We start from the raw sequence: 19336 nt of genomic DNA, 5'->3' as shown, positions 1-19336 counted from the left end.
AACCTCGCACTCTGACTGGTTGACGCCGATGTTATTGCGGCCTAGGGTGTCTACGTCGTTTACAGCGTATACACACGCAGGAGATCTTCCATGGCCTCGCCCGTTTTATCCTTCCGCGTCGAAGAATTGCTCGCTCAACAATTGGATCAATTGGCCGCGGCCACTGACCGAGACCGCCAGTACCATCTCAAGCGTGCGTTGGTTAGATATGTGGAAGCGGAGTCTTGGCATCTGCAAGCCATCAGCGAGGGGATTGCTGATGCCGATGCTGGAAATCTTACCGATCTGGATGCCGTGAAGGCTAAGTGGGCAAAACGTGCCGAACGTAGTACTGACTGAACGAGCTGAAAACGATCTCGAAACAATTTTTGAGTATTACCAAGGCATCTTGGGTGCCAATCCAGCGTTTGGTGTCGTGAACTCCATTCTTGGAGCGTTTGATCAATTGAAGCAATTTCCGGGTTCAGGCCGGCCTTCAGTCGTACCGGATATACGTGAACTGGTGCTGACCCGTTATCCGTTCATTGCGCCATATCGCCTGGAGGATGGCCAGATCCAGGTCTTGAGAATTCTGCACCAGCGCGCAGAACAACCAGAAAATTGGTAAACCAGCCGTAGCAAGTACGGCTGGCTGTTCACCTCCCTAGAACCGCGAAACACTCCTCATCGCATCCACCAGATACCGCATCGCAATCCGGTCGCTTTCCGACAACTCGCGGTAACGCTCCACCAGTTTCAGTTCGTCAGGACTGAGCCGGCGTCTTCGCCGGACGTTGGTGAGGCAGGGAAAGATGCCCAACATTTCGGTGATGCCTTGTCCTTTTGTCATGGACGATGTCCTTTTCCAGTACGTCAGAAATTTTCGAAAACCGCATCGCCCTGCTCCTTTAAGCAGCGATTTGAGCCCTGCCGGTCGGATGGGTCGTGACCGGCGATACCCATAGAATAGAAATTAAATCGGCGCTGAAAAGCTGTTTTTAGAGTAATTAGTCGAAAAAAGCAGTTATGCCCTGTAAATCAGAAAAGGCTGTGGGATAAGTAACCGTAACGTCTTGTTTCATTGAGACGCTGTCGCCGTGCTATCAATGATTTTTGCAAAATCGGCGAACCGATTAAGCTAGCGGGCATCTGTTACTAGTCCGTAGCGTTTGGCCGAAGGCTTGTCCGAACCGTAATTTCTGATCCAGTACGTGCCAGGAACGGCGCGGGATTGTCCACGACAGGTTGTATTTATGCACCGCAGGAATTTGCTCAAAGCGTCCATGGCCATTGCGGCCTATACCGGTCTTTCGGCCACGGGCCTGCTGGCCTCCCGCGCCTGGGCCGCCTCTGGCGGTGCCGCCGACGGTGAAGCCCAGGCCTTCGACTTCGAAACGCTGAAGCGCCAAGCCAAACAACTGGCCGGCAGCGCGTATCAGGACACCAAACAGGTGCTGCCGCCGACCCTGGCGACCATGACCCCGCAGAATTTCAATGCGATCCGCTACGACGGCGAGCATTCGCTGTGGAAAGAGAACAAGGGTCAGCTCGATGTGCAGTTCTTCCACGTCGGCATGGGTTTCCGCCAACCGGTGCGCATGTACAGCGTCGATCCCAAGACTCGCACAGCCCGCGAGGTGCACTTCCGCCCTCAACTGTTCAACTATGAAAACACTTCGGTCGACACCCAGCAGCTCAAGGGCGACCTGGGTTTTGCCGGCTTCAAGCTGTTCAAGGCGCCGGAGCTGGATCGCCATGACGTGGTGTCCTTCCTCGGCGCCAGCTATTTCCGTGCGGTGGATGCCACTGGCCAATATGGCCTCTCCGCCCGTGGTCTGGCCATCGACACCTACGCCAAGAAGCGCGAAGAATTCCCTGACTTCACCAAATTCTGGTTCGAGACCCCGGATCAGAACGCGACCCGCTTCGTGGTCTACGCCCTGCTCGACTCGCCGAGCGCGACCGGCGCCTATCGCTTCGACATCGATTGCCAGGCCGAACGCGTGGTGATGGAGGTCGACGCCCACGTCAACGCCCGTACCGCCATCGAACAACTGGGCATCGCGCCGATGACCAGCATGTTCAGCTGCGGCACCCACGAGCGCCGGATGTGCGACACCATCCACCCGCAGATCCATGACTCGGATCGCCTGGCCATGTGGCGCGGCAACGGCGAGTGGATCTGCCGTCCGCTGAACAACCCGGCAACCCTGCAATTCAACGCCTTCGCCGACACCGATCCGAAAGGTTTCGGACTGGTGCAGACCGACCACGAATTCGCCAACTACCAGGACACCGTCGACTGGTACAGCAAGCGCCCAAGCCTGTGGGTAGAACCTACAACCGCGTGGGGCGAAGGCTCCATCGATCTGCTGGAAATTCCTACAACCGGCGAAACCCTCGACAACATCGTTGCGTTCTGGACGCCGAAAAAACCGGTGGCTGCCGGTGACTCGCTGAACTACGGCTACAAGCTCTATTGGAGCGCCTTGCCGCCGGTCGGCACGCCCCTGGCGCGAGTGCATGCCACCCGTTCCGGCATGGGTGGATTCGTCGAAGGCTGGGCTCCGGGCGAGCATTACCCGCCGGTCTGGGCCCGTCGCTTTGCTGTGGACTTCACCGGTGGAGGGCTGGATCGCCTGCCACAGGGCACCGGGATCGAGCCGGTGGTCACCTGCTCCAACGGCAAGGTGCAGGATTTCAGCGTGCTGGTGCTGGATGACATCAAGGGTTACCGGATCCTGTTCGACTGGTACCCGACCAATGACAGCGTCGAGCCGGTTGAACTGCGTCTGTTCATCCGCACCAACGACCGCACGCTGAGCGAGACCTGGTTGTACCAGTACTTCCCGCCGGCGCCGGACAAGCGCAAGTACCCTTGATGTTTTGAGGCGCCTGCCCGGGCTTGCTCGCGAAAGCGTCAGAATATTCAACATCGGATTGAAGGCACTGCGTCAGGTCAGTGGGCAATACAGATGAATGTCTTTGGGCTCTTGATCAAACAACTCAGGATCCGGGTGATCAACCAACCGGCAGCCCTGGCGCTGATAGAACTCCACGGTATTGCGCGACTCGGTCGCCGAGACATACAACGCCTCGGCGCCGATCTTCCGGCCATGGGCGCAGGCCAAGGCGAACAACCGCCCGCCCAATCCCTGCCCGCGCCAGGCACGGCTGATGTGCAGGAACTTCAACTGCCGCATCATAAGGCCCTGATTGTGAATAACCCGGTTATCCACAACCACTGCCGCCACCAGTGTCTCACCATCGAAAAGTCCGTGTAGCCACCCGCCGCTGCGCCAGCATTTTTCCAATACCCGCGCATTTTCCTCAGCTTCCCCTTCGGGCCATCCGCGCATGTCAAAACGCGCCGGATACAGAACCAGCTCACCGTTTTCCACGCGATAGCACTCCTCAACCAACTCACTGCGGTCGATCAGCGCCAGCAGCGGCAAATCCGATTCAGTCAGCGCTCGTTCGATCAACATTGCGGCTCATTCCTTTGCAATTTCCGGATAGCGGGCAAGAAAAAACCCGCCGTTTCAATGGCGGGTTTTATAGGCGTTGCGACAGGTCGGAATCAATCCCGCAGATCAGACTCGTGAATCGGCTGATCCCGATGGGTCGCACGTTGATACTGCGCCGGCCACACGGCTTTGCGCCCGCCCAGGTCATCGTCGGCATGCAATGGCCAATACGGATCACGCAGCAGCTCACGGGCGAGGAAGATGATATCGGCCTGGCAGGTTCTCAGGATGTGCTCGGCCTGAGCCGGCTCGGTAATCATTCCCACGGTGCCGGTGGCGATGCCTGACTCCTTGCGCACCCGCTCGGCAAAACGCGTTTGATAACCCGGCCCCACGGGGATTTCCGCGTTGACCGCCGTACCGCCCGAAGACACGTCGATCAAATCAGCCCCCAAGGCTTTCAGGCGTCGCGCCAGCTCCACGGTTTCATCCGGATTCCAGCCGTCCTCGACCCAATCGGTAGCCGACAAACGCACAAACACCGGCAGTTCCTCAGGCCACACCGCGCGCACCGCCTCGGTCACTTGCAGCACGAGACGAATGCGGTTTTCAAACGAGCCGCCGTACTGATCACGACGCTGATTACTCAGCGGCGAAAGAAACTGATGCAGCAGATAACCGTGCGCCGCATGCACCTCGACCACACTGAAACCGGCAGTCAGCGCTCGTTTGGCCGCTGCCACGAAGTCCTGAATGACCTGAGCGATCTGCCCCTCATCCAGTTGTTTCGGTTGCGTGTGTTGCGGGTCAAAGGCAATCGGCGACGGCCCGACCGGCGTCCAGCCACCGTCCTCCGGTTTGACGCTGCCATGTTTGCCGATCCACGGCCGGTGGGTGCTGGCCTTGCGCCCGGCGTGGGCCAGTTGAATGCCGGCCACTGCGCCCTGTGCGTTGATGAAACGGGTGATGCGTTGCAGCGGTGCGATCTGTTCGTCGTTCCACAGGCCCAGGTCTTCGGCGGTGATCCGCCCGTCGGCCGTGATCGCCGTGGCTTCGGTAAAGACCAGACCTGCGCCCCCTACTGCACGGCTGCCGAGGTGCACCAGATGCCAGTCGTTGGCCAGGCCATCGACGCTGGAGTACTGGCACATGGGCGACACGGCGATGCGGTTGGGCAAGGTCAGTTGGCGAAGGGTAAAGGGTTCAAGCAGCAGACTCATGGGGCACCTCTCAAATCAGTGGGCAGGCTCCAGGGTTCTGTTTGAAAAGTCGACGAGTGACAGGAAAAAGGTACAGCACCCGCCCCCGCGGGCAAAAAATTCGACAAGACGTCACAAGGCCAATCAAGCAGTGCTTAGAGCCTAGTCGACATCCGGGGATGAGGGAGGGTTCAGAGTGATTCTGTGTGTGTGTAAGTCCGCTTGCTCGCGAAGGGATCAACGCGGTTCGATGTGGGCAATCATCAGTTGCACGGTTTCATTGCCGCGAAACTCGTTGAGATCGAGTTTGTAGGCCAGTTCGACCCATTTGATCGTCGGGTTCGGCCAGATATCGCGATCAATCCCGAAGGCGATGCCATCAAGCTTTACCGAACCACACTCGGTCTTCAGCACCACTTTGAGGTGCCGCTCACCCACTACGCGCTGCTCGACCAACTGGAACACGCCGTGAAACAGCGGCTCCGGAAAATGCTGGCCCCACGGCCCGGCATGACGCAGGGCGCGAGCCAGCTCCAGATGAAATTCCTCGACTGCCAGCGTGCCGTCCGACAGCAGACGCCCGGTCAAATCTTCTTCGCGAAGCTGCCTGCGCACCTCGGCATCGAAAGCCTCGGCAAACAACGGAAAATGCTCCTGCGGCAAGGTCAGACCGGCCGCCATCGCGTGGCCGCCGTACTTGCTGATCAGGTCCGGATGCTGCGCTGCCACCACGCTCAATGCATCGCGAATATGAAAGCCCTGCACCGAACGCCCCGAGCCCTTGAGCAAACCGTCGCCGGCATCGGCGAAGGCGATGGTCGGGCGGAAATAACGCTCTTTCATCCGCGACGCCAGAATGCCGATGACACCCTGGTGCCATTCCGGGTCGAACAGGCAGAGACCGAACGGCATTGACTCGACCGGCAAGTCCTTGAGCTGGGCCAGCGCCTCACGCTGCATGCCCTGTTCGATGGATTTGCGATCCTGGTTCATGCCGTCCAGTTGCGCGGCCATTTCCCGGGCCAGCACAGCGTCGTGGGTCAGCAGGCATTCGATGCCCAGGCTCATGTCATCCAGACGCCCTGCCGCGTTCAGGCGCGGGCCGACGATAAAGCCAAGATCTGTGGAAGTAATCCGCGAAGCCTCGCGCTTGGCCACTTCAAGGATCGCCTTGATCCCCGGCCGCGCACGTCCGGCGCGAATCCGCTCCAGGCCCTGGTGCACCAGAATCCGGTTGTTGGCATCCAGCGGCACCACGTCGGCAACGCTGCCCAGCGCCACCAGATCCAGCAGTTCGCCGATGTTCGGTTGAGGCTTGCTCTCGTACCAGCCGAGGCTGCGCAGGCGTGCGCGCAAGGCCATCAACACATAGAAAATCACCCCGACCCCGGCCAGCGCCTTGCTCGGAAACTCGCAACCGGGCTGGTTCGGATTGACCAGTGCATCGGCTTGCGGCAATTCATCGCCGGGCAAGTGGTGGTCGGTAATCAAGACCTTCAAACCGTGACGTTTCGCTGCAGCAACGCCTTCGACGCTGGAAATACCGTTGTCGACGGTGATCAACAGTTGCGGCTCGCGGGTCATCGCGACTTCGACAATTTCCGGGGTCAGACCGTAGCCGTATTCGAAGCGGTTAGGCACCAGATAATCGACGTGCGCTGCGCCCAACAGGCGCAAGCCGAGCACGCCGACGGTGCTGGCCGTCGCGCCATCGGCGTCGAAGTCACCGACAATCAGGATCCGCTGACGCTGCTCCAGCGCCGTCACCAGCAGGTCCACCGCCGCATCGATCCCTTTGAGCTGCTGGAACGGAATCAACCGCGCCAGGCTCTTATCCAGCTCTGCCTCGGACTGCACGCCTCGCGCCGCGTACAGGCGGGTCAGCAGCGGTGGCAGGTCACCGAGAAACGGCAGAGTGGCAGGCAACGGGCGAGGATCGATACGCATGGGGTGACAGGAACTTCTCTTGAATACGTGGGATTTTTCGGGAGTAACGCGGACTTAACCGCGCTCGCCTTGCAGCCAGGTGAGCTGGACTTCGTGCTGGCCACGGTCGTCGGTGACGAAGATCGTGCCTTCGCTGATCATCACGTCCCACTTGATGACGCGGGGCATGTCCTTGGCCAGGGTTTCCAGCACTTCCTGCGGAACAGCGGCGATGTTGACGTTCTTCAGGTTTTTGATCGCCGGGATCACCTTGCCTTCCCAGACGCGCAGGCTGCCGTAGGCCAGCAGGCTGGTGCGTTCGGTGCGACGGGAGCACCAGGTCAGACGATCAGCGTCAGGCTGTCCGACTTCGATCCAGTGCAGGACACGGTCGTCCAGGCTCTTTTCCCACAACGCAGGTTCGTCCACGTCCGACAGACCACGACCGAACGACAGTTGCTCGTTGTACCAGAGCGCGTAGGCCAACAGGCGTACGGTCATGCGCTCTTCGGTTTCCGAAGGGTGACGGGCGATGGTCTGCTTCACGTTCTCGTAGACGCTGCGGTCGAGATCGGTGAGGTTCAGTTCGAATTTGTAGGTAGTGGACGGCTGGGCCATGAACGGGCTTCTTGATACGAGGAAAGTCGGCAAGTCTAACCGATGCTGTAGGCAATCCACGAATTGATGGCGATCAACCTTACGCGACTGACAGCCGGCTATGTTAAAACGCTGTATCCGCTCAGCCTTGTCCTACAGGATCTCGCATGCCGTTCGCCAACAAACCGCTCAGCGGTCTGAAAGTCATTGAATTGGGTACTTTGATTGCCGGGCCGTTTGCCTCGCGCATTTGCGGCGAGTTCGGTGCCGAAGTGATCAAGATCGAATCGCCGGACGGCGGCGATCCGCTGCGCAAGTGGCGCAAGCTCTATGAAGGCACTTCGTTGTGGTGGTTCGTCCAGGCGCGCAACAAAAAGTCCCTGACGCTGAACCTCAAACACCCCGACGGTCTGGCGATCCTGAAAAAACTGCTGGGTGAAGCCGACATCCTGATCGAGAACTTCCGCCCCGGCGTGCTGGAAAAACTCGGCCTGAGTTGGGAAACCCTGCATGCGCTGAATCCGAAACTGGTGATGGTGCGCCTGTCCGGGTTCGGCCAGACCGGGCCGATGAAGGATCAGCCTGGGTTCGGCGCGGTCGGCGAATCCATGGGCGGCCTGCGCTATATCACTGGTTTCGAGGACCGGCCACCGGTGCGCACCGGAATTTCCATCGGCGATTCGATTGCGGCTTTGTGGGGTGTGATCGGCGCATTGATGGCTTTGCGTCATCGCGAGGTCAACGGCGGCCTCGGCCAGGTGGTCGATGTGGCACTGTACGAAGCGATCTTCGCCATGATGGAAAGCATGGTGCCGGAGTTCGATGTGTTCGGCTTCATTCGCGAGCGCACCGGCAACATCATGCCGGGCATCACGCCCTCCTCGATCCACACCAGCGCCGACGGCAAACATGTGCAGATCGGCGCCAACGGCGATGCGATCTTCAAGCGTTTCATGTTGATCATCGGCCGTGAGGATCTGGCCAATGATCCGACGCTGGCCAGCAATGACGGGCGCGACACCCGCCGCGACGAGCTGTACGGCGTGATCGACCGCTGGGTCAATTCGCTGCCGCTGCAAACCGTGCAGGACCTGCTGAACCAGGCCGAAGTGCCGGCCAGCCGGATCTTCAGCGCCGAAGACATGTTCAACGATCCGCAGTACCTGGCCCGGGAAATGTTCCTGCACGCCAAACTGCCGGACGGCAAACCTTTCAAGATGCCCGGCATCGTGCCGAAACTCTCTGAAACACCCGGCACGTCCGAATGGGTCGGACCGCAGCTCGGTGAACACAATGCGCAGGTACTCCACGATCTTGGCTACGACGAGAAGCAGATCGCCCGGCTGCGCGAAGACGGAGCCATCTGAGCTGAAGCGCCTGATGCCCTCGGCCTCGAACCGCGCCCACCATTGGTGGACCTGGCGGTTGTTCGGCCTGCTGTTCCTGCTGGTGCTGCCGGCGTGGGCGCAGGCCAAACCGACGTTGATCTGGCTGCTGCGCGACCTGCCGCCGCTGACGATCTTCGAAGGCCCGAAAAAGGGTTTGGGCGTTATCGATCAATTGATGCCGATGCTGATTGCCGGCATGCCGCAATACGAACACACCTTGATGCGAGTCAATCGCGCCCGTGGCATTCAAATGCTGCATGAACATCCCTTCGCCTGCGATCCGTCGCTGGTCTGGAACAAGGAACGGGCACAGTGGATCGCCTTCTCCATTCCCGCGTTTCGCGCGGTCAGCAATGGGCTGGTGGTGCGTCAGAGAGATCGCGAAGTGCTGGAGCCGTTTCTGGTCGACGATGAAGTCGACCTGTCGGCATTTCTGGCCAACGGCAAACGAAAAGTCGGCGTGGTAGCCGAGCGCAGCTATGGCGAGTACATCGATGCATTGCTGCGTCAGGCGCCGAATGGCGCGTTGACACCCCATTACGGTAACGACGCACTCAGCAGCCTGTTGTCGATGCAGCGCCTGGGGCGTTTACAGGTGGTCCTGGGTTACTGGCCGGAAATCCGTTATCAGGCGCGGCAGGCCGAGATAGCCGAGGACGAGTTGCTGTTTTTTCCGATTCGCGGCACGGACAAGTACCTGTCCGGCCATGTCGGCTGTACCGACACTACGGCGGGTCGACAGGCGATCACTGAGATCAATCAACTGTTGCGCTCCCTGCCCCACGAGCATCTTGACCGGCTCTACGCCGACTGGCTTGACCCCGAGAGGCGTCAGGACTATCTGGAACAGGCGCGGATTTTCTTCCAGCAACAAGCCGCGCAGTGAAATCCGGGCAAAAAGAAACCCCGAGAAGTGGGGAGACGACTCGGGGTTAAACGTGGTCTGTATCAAAGACCCGTAGCAGCAAGCGACAAGCACCGGAGCACAATGCTTGCTCCTGCTGTTACGGGTTCTGACTGATCTGGGTGCAGGAAGGTTCCCACAAAATATAAATCAGTTTCAGAGGGTCGGGTGCTTGTCGCGGGCTGCGTTTCGCAACGCGGCGATGACACAGGGTTCCAGCCGGCCTTCGGCAATCAGGATGTCACGGTGCAAGCCGTCAACCACATCCGTGAGTTGGCGTTTGTCGTTCAATTGCGCCTGATTGAATTCTCGCTCCACCACGATCGCGCCGCTGCCGTTCTTCAAGGTCACCAGGCATTCGCCGTGGCGCCCCCGAGGGGTCAACGTCACCTGATACGGGCTCAGAGCCTCACCGAGCAATAGACTGATACTTTCCATCTCGATCTCCACTCAATAGTCCGAAAACACAGTGTCTGGGGCGTATTCACAGTAAATGACCACCGCCCCGAGAGGAAAGTTCTACCAGCCGCCGGCCTCTCCCGGAGCGTCACCGGCCTATCGGAGCATGCAGGTTGAAGATGACAGAAAAAATAACCAGGGGCTCAGGCGTCGACGGAGTGCCGGGGAAGCGCCATGTAAGTATCCAGCAGTGACCTCATCAATACCGCCGAGACCGGCGTGTGCAGGCAGCCAAGCAAGGTGATCCGCTGCTCGCCCAGCAAGGTTTCCAGATCCTCCAGCAGACTGGGTGCCACGGCGCCCAGCAGAATCATCGCCCGCGCGTCCTGCCGGTCGGCCAGATACCGGATCAGCGCTAACCCGTCACCGCTCTGCAATTGTGGATTGCACAGGGTGATGTCGACGGCCCCGCGACGCTCCAATGAGCGCTTTGCCGAACCCAGCGACGGCGCCGTCAACACATCGTAGATACCGATGGCGTTGAGCATCTGGTGCAACGCCATCAGCTGGAACGGATTGGGTTCTAGAATCAGGATCTTGAGCGAGCGCATGGGACGACCTCTGGAGCGACAATCGCGGATTCACGCCGCAGTGGCCTGTCACTCTAGGGCAGTCGTCCTAAGCCTCCCATCAGAAAAGGAATCGCGGCTTATAGGACTTTTCCCATCTTCAATGCAGACATCGACACCCGCTCTCTTTCCGCCGCTGGGTGATGTCCGTCCAGCCTCCGAGCAGGCCACGCAACTTTCCATCGGCGCTGTAAAACGGCACCGTCCACTGATAGATCTGACGAGGCCCGCCCTTGAACAACAGCTGCCGCTTGCTGAAGCGCGTTTTACGGGTGCCCAGCTGCGCCATGAATTCGTCGTGCAGCATCAATGCCGTGGCCTGTGGAAGCGCATCGAACTCGAACAACATCCGGCCCTTCACCTGCTCCTGCCGGACCGACAGCGCATCTTCATAACTACGGTTGGACATGATCAACCGGCCCTGCAGATCACGAACGAACACGGGGTCAGGCATCGCATCGATCAATGCATGTTGAAAGGCCAGTTGATCACCCAGATCCTGCTCGACCGCGCGTCGCTGTTTTATTTCAGCCGCCAGCCGGCGGTTCCACAGCAAGGGCAATAGTCCGAACAAGCCGAGCCCGCCCATCGCCCAGCACCCCCACTTGATCAGGAGCGAGCCGATCGAAGGTGCCGGCGCAGGAGAAACGCCGTCCAGCCATTTCAGGCGCATGGCACGCAGCTCTGCCGCGGAGAAAGCGCCCAATGCCTTATTGAGGATGCTCACCAGCTCAGGCAGCCCTTTGCGTACCGCCAGATGATCGGCCTCCCACTTGCCCTCCACGAGCCCCCCGACCCTGAGCAGGCCGGAGGGAAACAGCTGAGCGCCGATCTCGTTCTCGATGGTGGCGTAGGCCTCGCCACTCTCGACCAGCGCCCGCGCCTCGGCATAGGTCTTGACCGAACGGATCTGGATCAAAGGGTAGTCGCGTCGAATGCTGTCCTCCAGCGCATGGCGGGCTGGCAACACCAGCACCCGCCTGGCAAGCGCTTCGAGCGACTGTATCGCCGGTTCGCCCGAATGACCGACGAACACCCAGCCGGCACCGCCGAACGCGTGACTGAAATCCAGAAACGCCTTGCGTTCTTCGTTCATTGCCAGCGTCGTACTGATGTCGGCCTCGCCACTCTGGAGCCGTTCCAGCATGTGATCGGTGGAAAACGACTCCTGATGGACGAACTGCAGTCCGGTCATGGCGCTGATGTGTTTGAGCACATCGTTGTTCAAACCGCTCCACTGGCCATGTTCGTCCTGAAACAGATACAACGGGTATTGCACCGACGCGACGGTCACCCGGGGGTTATCCCGAATCCACTGACGCTCACGCTCATCCAGCTCGATGAGCTGAACCGTCTCCACCGCATCGGCATGCTTCGCCAGATGGGCTGCTTCGGTCCATTGCGACAACCCGAAGCCCCCCAATAAAAACAACCAGCACAGGGCTGGTTTCAATCCTGAAAAAAACCGCATTGCCACATCCTTCGTCATCGACTCGCCCGTCCTTCGTGGGCGAAACGCGCGCAGTGTGGCATGCAAAAACAAGAAAGCCCGTCAGGAGACGGGCTTCAAAATGTGACAGCTTTGCGAGCTTAAAGAGGCTTGCCGCGGTTGCCATGCTGGCTGACAAAGGCCTGCACGGCTTTGAGCTCGTTCGGCAACACAGTGCAGCGCTCTTCTCTCTCAAACAAATCAGAAAGATGTGCAGGTAGTTCGAGAGCTTTTCCTACACCGGCTTTCTCCACTGCGTCCGGGAACTTGACCGGATGCGCCGTGCCCAGAATCACCATCGGGATGTCCAGGCTGCGGCGGCATTCGCGGGCGGCTTTCACGCCGATGGCGGTGTGTGGATCCAGCACCTCACCGGTCTGCTCGTAGACTTCGGCGATGGTTTCGCAGGTTTGCGCATCGTCGACGGCCAGCGAATCGAACAGCTTGCGTGCTTCGGTCCAGCGTTCCTGTTCGACGCTGAAACCGCCGCCCTGTTTGAACGAATCCATCAGACCGGCAATCGCCGCGCCGTTGCGACCGTGCAGGTCGAACAGCAGGCGTTCGAAGTTGGACGAGACCATGATGTCCATCGATGGCGACAGCGTGGCGTGCAGGGTTTCCTTGACGTACTGGTTGCCGCTCATGAAGCGGTGCAGGATGTCGTTGCGGTTGGTGGCGACAATCAGTTGATTGATCGGCAGGCCCATGTTGCGCGCCAGGTAGCCGGCGAAGATATCGCCGAAGTTGCCGGTCGGCACAGAGAACGACACCGAACGCGCCGGGCCACCCAATTGCAGGGCTGCGTGGAAGTAGTAAACGATCTGCGCCATGATCCGCGCCCAGTTGATCGAGTTCACTGCAACCAGACGGGTGCCCTTGAGGAAGCTCTGGTCGGCGAAGCTGGCCTTGACCATTTCCTGGCAGTCGTCGAAGTTGCCTTCAATGGCAATGTTGTGGATGTTCTCACCGACAATGGTGGTCATCTGCCGACGCTGCACTTCGGACACACGGTTGTGCGGGTGCAGGATGAAGATGTCGACGTTTTCGCAGTGCTTGCAGCCTTCGATGGCGGCCGAACCGGTGTCACCGGAGGTGGCACCGACGATCACCACGCGCTCGCCGCGCTTTTCCAGCACGTAGTCGAGCAGACGGCCGAGCAGTTGCAGGGCAAAGTCCTTGAACGCCAGGGTCGGGCCGTGGAACAGCTCCAGCACCCATTCGTTGCCGTTCAGCTGACGCAGCGGCGCAACGGCGTTGTGCGAAAACACACCGTAGGTCTCTTCAAGAATCTTTTTGAAATCGGCGTCAGGAATGCTGCCGGTGACGAACGGGCGCATGACGCGAAAAGCCAGCTCGTGATACGGCAGGCCGGCCCAGGAAGCGATTTCTTCCTGGGTGAAACGTGGCAGGTTTTCCGGGACGTACAGACCGCCGTCGGTGGCGAGACCGGCCAGCAGGACGTCTTCGAAATTCAGGGCCGGTGCCTGGCCGCGGGTACTGATGTAACGCATGACTGACTCCAATGGACAGTGTTCACGACACCGGCCCCGCTGGCGGGGCCGGTGAAGGAGATCGGCTTAGTTCAAGTGCTCGACGCGGATCCGCACAACCGGACCGACCACACCCGCCAGCGCTTCGAGGGCGGCGATCGCATCGTTGATGTGCTGTTCCAGCACGCGGTGGGTCAGCAGGATCATCGGCACCAGGCCGTCGTGTTCCTCGACTTCCTTCTGCATGATCGACTCGATGTTGATGCCGCGCTCCGAGAGGATGCTCGCCACCTGAGCGAGTACGCCCGGGTGGTCCTTGGCCTGAATGCGCAGGTAGTAGGCGCTTTCGCAGGCTTCGATCGGCAGAATCGGATGGGCCGACAGCGAGTCCGGCTGGAAGGCCAGGTGCGGCACGCGGTTTTCCGGATCGCTGGTCATGGCGCGAACCACGTCCACCAGATCGGCGATCACCGACGAAGCGGTCGGCTCCATGCCGGCGCCAGCGCCGTAGAACAGGGTCGAACCGGCAGCGTCACCGTTGACCATCACCGCGTTCATCACGCCGTTGACGTTGGCGATCAGACGATCGGCCGGGATCAGCGTCGGGTGTACGCGCAACTCGATGCCGGCCGCCGTGCTGCGTGCCACGCCCAGGTGCTTGATGCGGTAACCCAGCGCTTCGGCATAGTTCACGTCGGCGGTAGTCAGCTTGGTGATGCCTTCGGTGTAGGCCTTGTCGAACTGCAGCGGGACACCGAATGCGATGGACGCCAGGATTGTCAGCTTGTGCGCGGCGTCGATGCCTTCGACATCGAAGGTCGGATCGGCTTCGGCGTAGCCCAGCGCTTGCGCCTCGGCCAGTACGTCCTCGAAGGTGCGACCCTTCTCGCGCATTTCGGTGAGGATGAAGTTGCCGGTGCCGTTGATGATGCCGGCGACCCAGTTGATACGGTTGGCAGACAGGCCTTCACGGATCGCCTTGATCACCGGAATGCCGCCGGCTACCGCCGCTTCGAATGCCACGATCACGCCTTTCTCGCGGGCCTTGGCGAAAATTTCATTACCGTGAACGGCAATCAGAGCCTTGTTCGCGGTGACCACATGCTTGCCATTCTCGATGGCCTTGAGTACCAGCTCGCGGGCAACGGTGTAGCCGCCCATCAGCTCTATGACGATGTCGATCTCAGGGTTCGTGGCCACTTCGAAGACATCGTTGGTAATCGCAATACCGGTCGTCTGGAACTGAGGCTTTGGCGTGCGCATGGCAATTTGTGCCACTTCGATTCCACGCCCGGCACGACGAGCAATTTCCTCGGCGTTACGCTGAAGTACGTTGAAGGTACCGCCACCGACGGTCCCTAACCCACAGATGCCTACTTTGACCGGTTTCACTGTGAACTCCCCATAAAACGGCCGACGCGAGGCCGGCCGTGAAAACAACCGCGCAATCGCGGCTCTCTATTGATGGCCCGGCCATGTTGCCGCCGGGCCACGCTCGTCACGCCTGCGCGTGACGATGCGAATTACTTCGCGCCCAGCGCCAGTTTGGCGACTTGTGGCGCAGGCTGGTAGCCCGGAATGACTTGTCCGTCAGCCAAAACGATGGCCGGCGTGCCGTTCACGCCAATCGACTGACCGAGGGCGAACTGCCTGGAAACCGGGTTATCGCACTTGGCGGCCTTGATTTCCTTGCCATCGACCATTTTGTCCATGGCGGCTTTCTTGTCTTTCGAGCACCACACGGCTTGCAGCTGTTCGTCACCCGGCGAGCCCAGCCCCTGACGCGGGAACGCCACGTAACGCACTTCGATGCCGCGCTTGTTCAGCTCCGGCACTTCGGCGTGCAACTTGTGGCAATACGGGCACGTAGTGTCGGTGAATACGGTGATGTGCGACTTGGTTTCACCCACGGCCGGATAGACGACGGTCTCGGCGACCGGAATCCCGTTGATCAGTTTGGAAATGCCCAGTCGTTCGGTTTTCTCGGTCAGGTTGACCGGTTTGCCGTCCTTGAGCTGGAACATGTTGCCCTGAACGATGTACTGGCCATCGGCGCTGGCGTAGAGCACACGGCTGCCCTTGAGCTTGACTTCGTAAAGGCCCGGCAGCGGGCTGGCGGTGATGGTGTCCACCGGAACGTCGAGCTGGAGGTTTTCCAGGCTCTGGCGGATGGCTTTGTCAGCCGCGTCATCGGCGACGGCAAAGGTGCTGACCAACGCAATGGCTGCGGCGGCGAAAATCTGGGTCAGACGCATGAGAACTCCTGAAGGCGGACAAATGGAACGATCAGAACGCCCGTGCCGGAACACCGGGTCATAACCGTCCATCGTGCAAACCGGCAAAGCCTACCACATAAGGCTCGCGTGACCGAATGCGCCTGTCGCAAGACAGAATGCGCTCAGCCTCGCGGGTGATGTTTGGCATGCAGATCCTGCAACCGCGCCCGGGCGACGTGAGTGTAGATCTGTGTGGTCGACAGGTCGCTGTGACCCAGCAACATCTGCACCACCCGCAAGTCGGCGCCATGGTTGAGCAAGTGTGTGGCAAACGCGTGACGCAGAGTATGCGGCGACAGCGACTTGCCGATCCCGGCGACCTTGGCCTGATGCTTGATGCGGTGCCAGAAGGTCTGGCGAGTCATCTGTTCGCCGCGCTGGCTGGGAAACAACACATCGCTGGGACGCCCGCCGAGCAGCTCGCCGCGGCCATCGCGCAGGTAACGCTCAACCCAGACAATCGCTTCCTCGCCCATCGGCACCAGCCGTTCCTTGCTGCCCTTGCCCATCACCCGCAACACGCCCTGACGCAGATTGACCTGTTCCAGGGTCAGGCTGATCAGCTCGGTCACGCGCAGGCCGCAGGCATAAAGGACTTCGAGCATGGCGCGGTCACGCTGGCCGATGGCTTCACTCAGGTCTGGAGCCTTGAGCAACGCTTCGACGTCGGCTTCCGAAAGTGATTTGGGCAATGGCCGACCGAGTTGCGGCATATCCACGCGCAAGGTCGGATCGACCGAAATCAGTTTTTCCCGCAACAGGTAGCGATAAAAGCCACGCACACCGGAGAGGAATCGCGCGGTGGAACGGGGTTTGTAGTTTTGTTCCAGACGCCAGGCCAGGTGATCGAGGATCAACTCACGACCGGCGTTGATCAGCTCGAGATTTTTCTCCTGCAGCCAGCCGTTGAACAATGCGAGATCACTGCGATAGGCGTCGCGAGTATTGTCGGAAAGACCTTTTTCCAACCATAAGGCGTCGAGAAACTGGTCAATCAGCGGGTGGTCGATGGCGGACATAAAAGCTCAGGCAAGACAGGGAGGCGGACAGTCTTTCATAGCCCGCCCACTCACGAAACCGTCAGGCGGCAAAACCTGGCAACACCGGCACCGGGCGCTTGTCGTCATCAATCGCGACGAAGCTGAACTGCCCGTGAATCGCCTTTTCGCGACCATCGCAGCTCATGCTTTCAACGAAGACCTCCACCTCGACCTTGAGGCTGGTATTACCGACTTTAATCACTCGACCGACCAGTTCGACGATGGAACCGGCAGCAATCGCGTGATTGAAGTCGATGCGATCGGTCGACACCGTCACCAGCGGCAAACGGCAAAACCGTGTGGCAGTGATGAAGGACACTTCGTCCATCCAGGCCAGCGCAGTGCCGCCGAACAGGGTGTTGTGGTGGTTGGTCGTCGGCGGGAAAACAGCCTTGGTCACGCGGGTCACCGAGAGTTCGGTACGGCGTTCGATTTCTTGCTCGCGAGATGTCATGGGTACGGCCTGAAGCAATCATGCAGTGGATAAATGGCGGACAACAAAAAAGCAGCCCGTAGGCTGCTTTTTTCTGCATCGGAAGCTGGACTTAAGCCAGTTTTTCCTTGATGCGAGCTGCTTTACCCGACAGGTCGCGCAGGTAGTACAGCTTGGCTTTACGTACGTCACCGCGACGTTTGACAGCCATGCTGTCGATCTGCGGGGAGTAGGTCTGGAAAGTGCGTTCTACGCCAACACCGTTGGAGATTTTACGAACGGTGAACGCACTGTTCACGCCGCGGTTACGCTTGGCGATTACAACGCCTTCGAACGCTTGCAGACGGGAACGATCGCCTTCCTTCACTTTCACCTGAACGACAATGGTGTCGCCTGGGGCAAAGGCAGGGATTTCTTTGGTCATCTGCTCTGCTTCGAGTGCAAGGATGATTTTGTTGGTCATGCTGTGCTCCTAAGGTAAATCGTCTGATCTACCATCGATACGTTGTTAACTATCGTCCCGCTCGCGGATGTATTCCTCGAGCAGCTTCTTCTCTTCTCCAGAAAGCGAGCGGCTTTCCAGAAGATCGGCGCGTCGTTCATAGGTCCGACCAAGGGACTGCTGTAAACGCCAACGCCGGATGTGTGCGTGATTGCCACTTAGCAATACGTCGGGAACACGCTGATCCGCATACACCTCCGGTCGTGTGTAGTGCGGGCAATCCAGCAAACCATCCGTAAAGGAATCTTCCTCCGCGGAGTCCGCATGCCCTAAAGCTCCGGGCAGCAGTCGTGTAACCGCATCTATCAGGACCATCGCCGGCAGCTCGCCGCCAGACAGGACATAGTCCCCAATCGACCACTCTTCATCGACATGAGCATCAATAAATCGCTCGTCAATGCCTTCATAGCGACCGGCAATCAGGATCAATGCATCCGATTTCGCCAGTTCGCGTACCGCCGACTGAGTCAGTTGACGGCCTTGGGGGGACAGGTAAATCACCTTCGCCGCCTCCCCGGCTGCTGCCTTGGCCTGAACCAGAGCATCTTCCAGGGGCTTGATCTTCATCACCATGCCCGGACCACCGCCAAACGGGCGATCGTCCACAGTGTGATGCCGATCCGTCGTGTAATCCCGCGGATTCCAACAGGTCAGCTGCAAGAGCCCCTGTTTGACCGCTCGACTGGTGATGCCGTAGTCGCCGATGGCGGAAAACATCTCGGGAAACAAACTGATCACTTCTACGCGCAAGTTAGCCACGCTTAGAAGTCCGCGTCCCAATCCACCTTCATCTCGCCCGCTGCGAGGTCGACTGCCAACACGCATTGCTCCGTATAGGGCAACAGGCGTTCGCGATCATCCAGGCTGCCAGCGCAAGGCTTGACTACCATTACATCATTGGCGCCGGTTTCCAGAAGATGATCGATTTTCCCGAGCAGTTGCCCAAGCGTATCGATGACCTTCAGACCTTCCAGCTGGTACCAGTAGTACTCGCCTTCGGTCAATTCAGCGAACAGGCTGCGCGGCACGCAGATCTCGTAACCGGCCAGAAGACGAGCTTCTTCACGATCATCAAGACCCTTGAGCTTTGCGACCAGGAACTTGTCGCTCCCGCGTCCACTGACCAGCTCGACCTGTTTGACATTGCCTTCGCGCTTTAGCGTCCAGGTTTTGTACTGCAACAGGTTTTCAGTCGGATCAGTAAAGGAATAAACCTTCACTTCGCCGCGAACGCCGTGAACAGAATAAATTTTGCCAATAACGATCAAATCATCGGCAACAGCAGGCGTCGCGTTCATATTGCTCAGGCCGCAGCCTTAGCCGATTCCTTCAGCAACTGAGCAACACGCTCAGATGGCTGTGCACCAACGCTCAGCCAGTAGGCTACGCGCTCTTGGTTCACGGACAGACGAATTTCCTGACCACGGGCAACAGGGTTGAAGAAACCAACCTGTTCTTTGTGGGAACCGTCACGCGGGTTGCGGGAGTCGGTTACGGTCAGGTGGTAAAACGGGCGCTTTTTGGAGCCGCCAAGGGCAAGACGGATTGTTAGCATGTGAACATCGTTCCTGTAGTCGGTGCTGCAAATCTAAATGCACAGCGGGCATGGGTGCCCGAA

General features: G+C 59.3%; 22 protein-coding genes. 5 read left to right on the top strand and 17 right to left on the bottom strand.

The annotated features are described in order from the left end of the window. The first annotated feature begins 90 nt into the window (after positions 1 to 90). Together NE357_RS05290 and NE357_RS05285 are read left to right on the top strand one after the other, a co-directional pair. On the top strand, positions 91 to 339 hold the full coding sequence (locus NE357_RS05290) for a CopG family ribbon-helix-helix protein (protein ID WP_039769579.1): 249 nt from the start codon (positions 91 to 93) through the stop codon (positions 337 to 339). Continuing rightward, positions 317 to 607, top strand: a complete 291-nt coding sequence (locus NE357_RS05285) for a type II toxin-antitoxin system RelE/ParE family toxin (RefSeq protein ID WP_074691233.1) — start codon at positions 317 to 319, stop codon at positions 605 to 607. Before NE357_RS05290 ends, NE357_RS05285 begins: the two co-directional genes overlap by 23 nt. 36 nt (positions 608 to 643) lie before the next feature. Here the strand turns inward: NE357_RS05285 and NE357_RS05280 are convergent, their stop codons facing one another. Then, on the bottom strand, positions 644 to 829 hold the full coding sequence (locus tag NE357_RS05280) for a hypothetical protein (RefSeq protein ID WP_007954656.1): 186 nt from the start codon (positions 827 to 829) through the stop codon (positions 644 to 646). 403 nt (positions 830 to 1232) lie between these two features. Between NE357_RS05280 and NE357_RS05275 the strand changes: the two genes are divergently transcribed. Then, complete coding sequence (locus NE357_RS05275; protein ID WP_169429012.1) at positions 1233 to 2861, top strand: glucan biosynthesis protein D; 1629 nt, start codon at positions 1233 to 1235, stop codon at positions 2859 to 2861. Between the two features lie 72 nt (positions 2862 to 2933). Here the strand turns inward: NE357_RS05275 and NE357_RS05270 are convergent, their stop codons facing one another. From NE357_RS05270 to NE357_RS05255, 4 genes are all read right to left on the bottom strand, one after another. Beyond that, entirely contained in the window at positions 2934 to 3467 is a 534-nt protein-coding gene (locus NE357_RS05270) for a GNAT family N-acetyltransferase (RefSeq protein ID WP_169429011.1), read from the bottom strand. Positions 3468 to 3559: 92 nt separating this feature from the next. Further along, a complete protein-coding gene (locus tag NE357_RS05265) occupies positions 3560 to 4666 on the bottom strand; it encodes an NADH:flavin oxidoreductase/NADH oxidase (RefSeq protein ID WP_169429010.1) in 1107 nt (368 codons plus the stop codon). A gap of 216 nt (positions 4667 to 4882) precedes the next feature. After that, positions 4883 to 6592: a single-stranded-DNA-specific exonuclease RecJ gene (recJ, locus tag NE357_RS05260; protein ID WP_169429009.1), complete on the bottom strand. Its 1710-nt coding sequence runs from the start codon at positions 6590 to 6592 to the stop codon at positions 4883 to 4885. Between the two features lie 54 nt (positions 6593 to 6646). Then, positions 6647 to 7189: a YaeQ family protein gene (locus tag NE357_RS05255; protein ID WP_011332624.1), complete on the bottom strand. Its 543-nt coding sequence runs from the start codon at positions 7187 to 7189 to the stop codon at positions 6647 to 6649. 146 nt (positions 7190 to 7335) lie between these two features. Here NE357_RS05255 and NE357_RS05250 point away from each other — a divergent pair, with 146 nt between their 5' ends. After that, positions 7336 to 8535 carry a CaiB/BaiF CoA transferase family protein gene (locus NE357_RS05250; protein WP_169429008.1) on the top strand — a complete coding sequence of 400 codons (1200 nt, stop codon included), beginning with the start codon at positions 7336 to 7338 and terminating at the stop codon, positions 8533 to 8535. 13 nt (positions 8536 to 8548) lie between these two features. Then, the gene (locus NE357_RS05245; protein ID WP_169429007.1) at positions 8549 to 9442 is read left to right on the top strand and encodes a TIGR02285 family protein; all 894 of its coding nucleotides are present in this window, start codon (positions 8549 to 8551) and stop codon (positions 9440 to 9442) included. A gap of 174 nt (positions 9443 to 9616) precedes the next feature. Here the strand turns inward: NE357_RS05245 and NE357_RS05240 are convergent, their stop codons facing one another. The 12 genes from NE357_RS05240 to rpsP all read right to left on the bottom strand — a co-directional run bounded on the left by NE357_RS05240 (position 9617) and on the right by rpsP (position 19273). Next, positions 9617 to 9898, bottom strand: coding sequence for a DUF3509 domain-containing protein (locus NE357_RS05240; protein ID WP_169429006.1), 282 nt, complete (start codon positions 9896 to 9898; stop codon positions 9617 to 9619). Positions 9899 to 10062: 164 nt separating this feature from the next. Beyond that, on the bottom strand, positions 10063 to 10470 hold the full coding sequence (locus NE357_RS05235) for a DNA-binding protein (RefSeq protein WP_169429005.1): 408 nt from the start codon (positions 10468 to 10470) through the stop codon (positions 10063 to 10065). Between the two features lie 118 nt (positions 10471 to 10588). After that, positions 10589 to 11959, bottom strand: a complete 1371-nt coding sequence (locus NE357_RS05230; protein ID WP_169432598.1) for a transporter substrate-binding domain-containing protein — start codon at positions 11957 to 11959, stop codon at positions 10589 to 10591. Positions 11960 to 12078: 119 nt separating this feature from the next. Continuing rightward, positions 12079 to 13488, bottom strand: a complete 1410-nt coding sequence (gene thrC, locus NE357_RS05225; RefSeq protein WP_169429004.1) for a threonine synthase — start codon at positions 13486 to 13488, stop codon at positions 12079 to 12081. Between the two features lie 66 nt (positions 13489 to 13554). Beyond that, a complete protein-coding gene (locus NE357_RS05220; protein WP_011332618.1) occupies positions 13555 to 14859 on the bottom strand; it encodes a homoserine dehydrogenase in 1305 nt (434 codons plus the stop codon). A gap of 131 nt (positions 14860 to 14990) precedes the next feature. Further along, positions 14991 to 15722: a bifunctional protein-disulfide isomerase/oxidoreductase DsbC gene (dsbC, locus tag NE357_RS05215; RefSeq protein ID WP_169429003.1), complete on the bottom strand. Its 732-nt coding sequence runs from the start codon at positions 15720 to 15722 to the stop codon at positions 14991 to 14993. Positions 15723 to 15865: 143 nt separating this feature from the next. After that, on the bottom strand, positions 15866 to 16762 hold the full coding sequence (xerD, locus tag NE357_RS05210; protein WP_169429002.1) for a site-specific tyrosine recombinase XerD: 897 nt from the start codon (positions 16760 to 16762) through the stop codon (positions 15866 to 15868). A gap of 61 nt (positions 16763 to 16823) precedes the next feature. Beyond that, a complete protein-coding gene (locus NE357_RS05205; RefSeq protein WP_169429001.1) occupies positions 16824 to 17237 on the bottom strand; it encodes an acyl-CoA thioesterase in 414 nt (137 codons plus the stop codon). A 91-nt stretch (positions 17238 to 17328) separates the two neighbouring features. Continuing rightward, complete coding sequence (gene rplS, locus NE357_RS05200; RefSeq protein ID WP_009047143.1) at positions 17329 to 17679, bottom strand: 50S ribosomal protein L19; 351 nt, start codon at positions 17677 to 17679, stop codon at positions 17329 to 17331. 45 nt (positions 17680 to 17724) lie between these two features. Further along, a complete protein-coding gene (trmD, locus tag NE357_RS05195) occupies positions 17725 to 18435 on the bottom strand; it encodes a tRNA (guanosine(37)-N1)-methyltransferase TrmD (RefSeq protein WP_240789116.1) in 711 nt (236 codons plus the stop codon). A gap of 44 nt (positions 18436 to 18479) precedes the next feature. Further along, complete coding sequence (gene rimM / locus NE357_RS05190; protein ID WP_085711646.1) at positions 18480 to 19016, bottom strand: ribosome maturation factor RimM; 537 nt, start codon at positions 19014 to 19016, stop codon at positions 18480 to 18482. A 5-nt stretch (positions 19017 to 19021) separates the two neighbouring features. After that, the gene (rpsP, locus tag NE357_RS05185) at positions 19022 to 19273 is read right to left on the bottom strand and encodes a 30S ribosomal protein S16 (RefSeq protein ID WP_003185073.1); all 252 of its coding nucleotides are present in this window, start codon (positions 19271 to 19273) and stop codon (positions 19022 to 19024) included. Positions 19274 to 19336: the final 63 nt, after the last annotated feature.

The organism is Pseudomonas sp. G7(2022), assembly GCF_052660475.1.
Note: the sequence above shows the minus strand (reverse complement) of the source record. Positions and strands in the feature narration are given on the sequence as shown.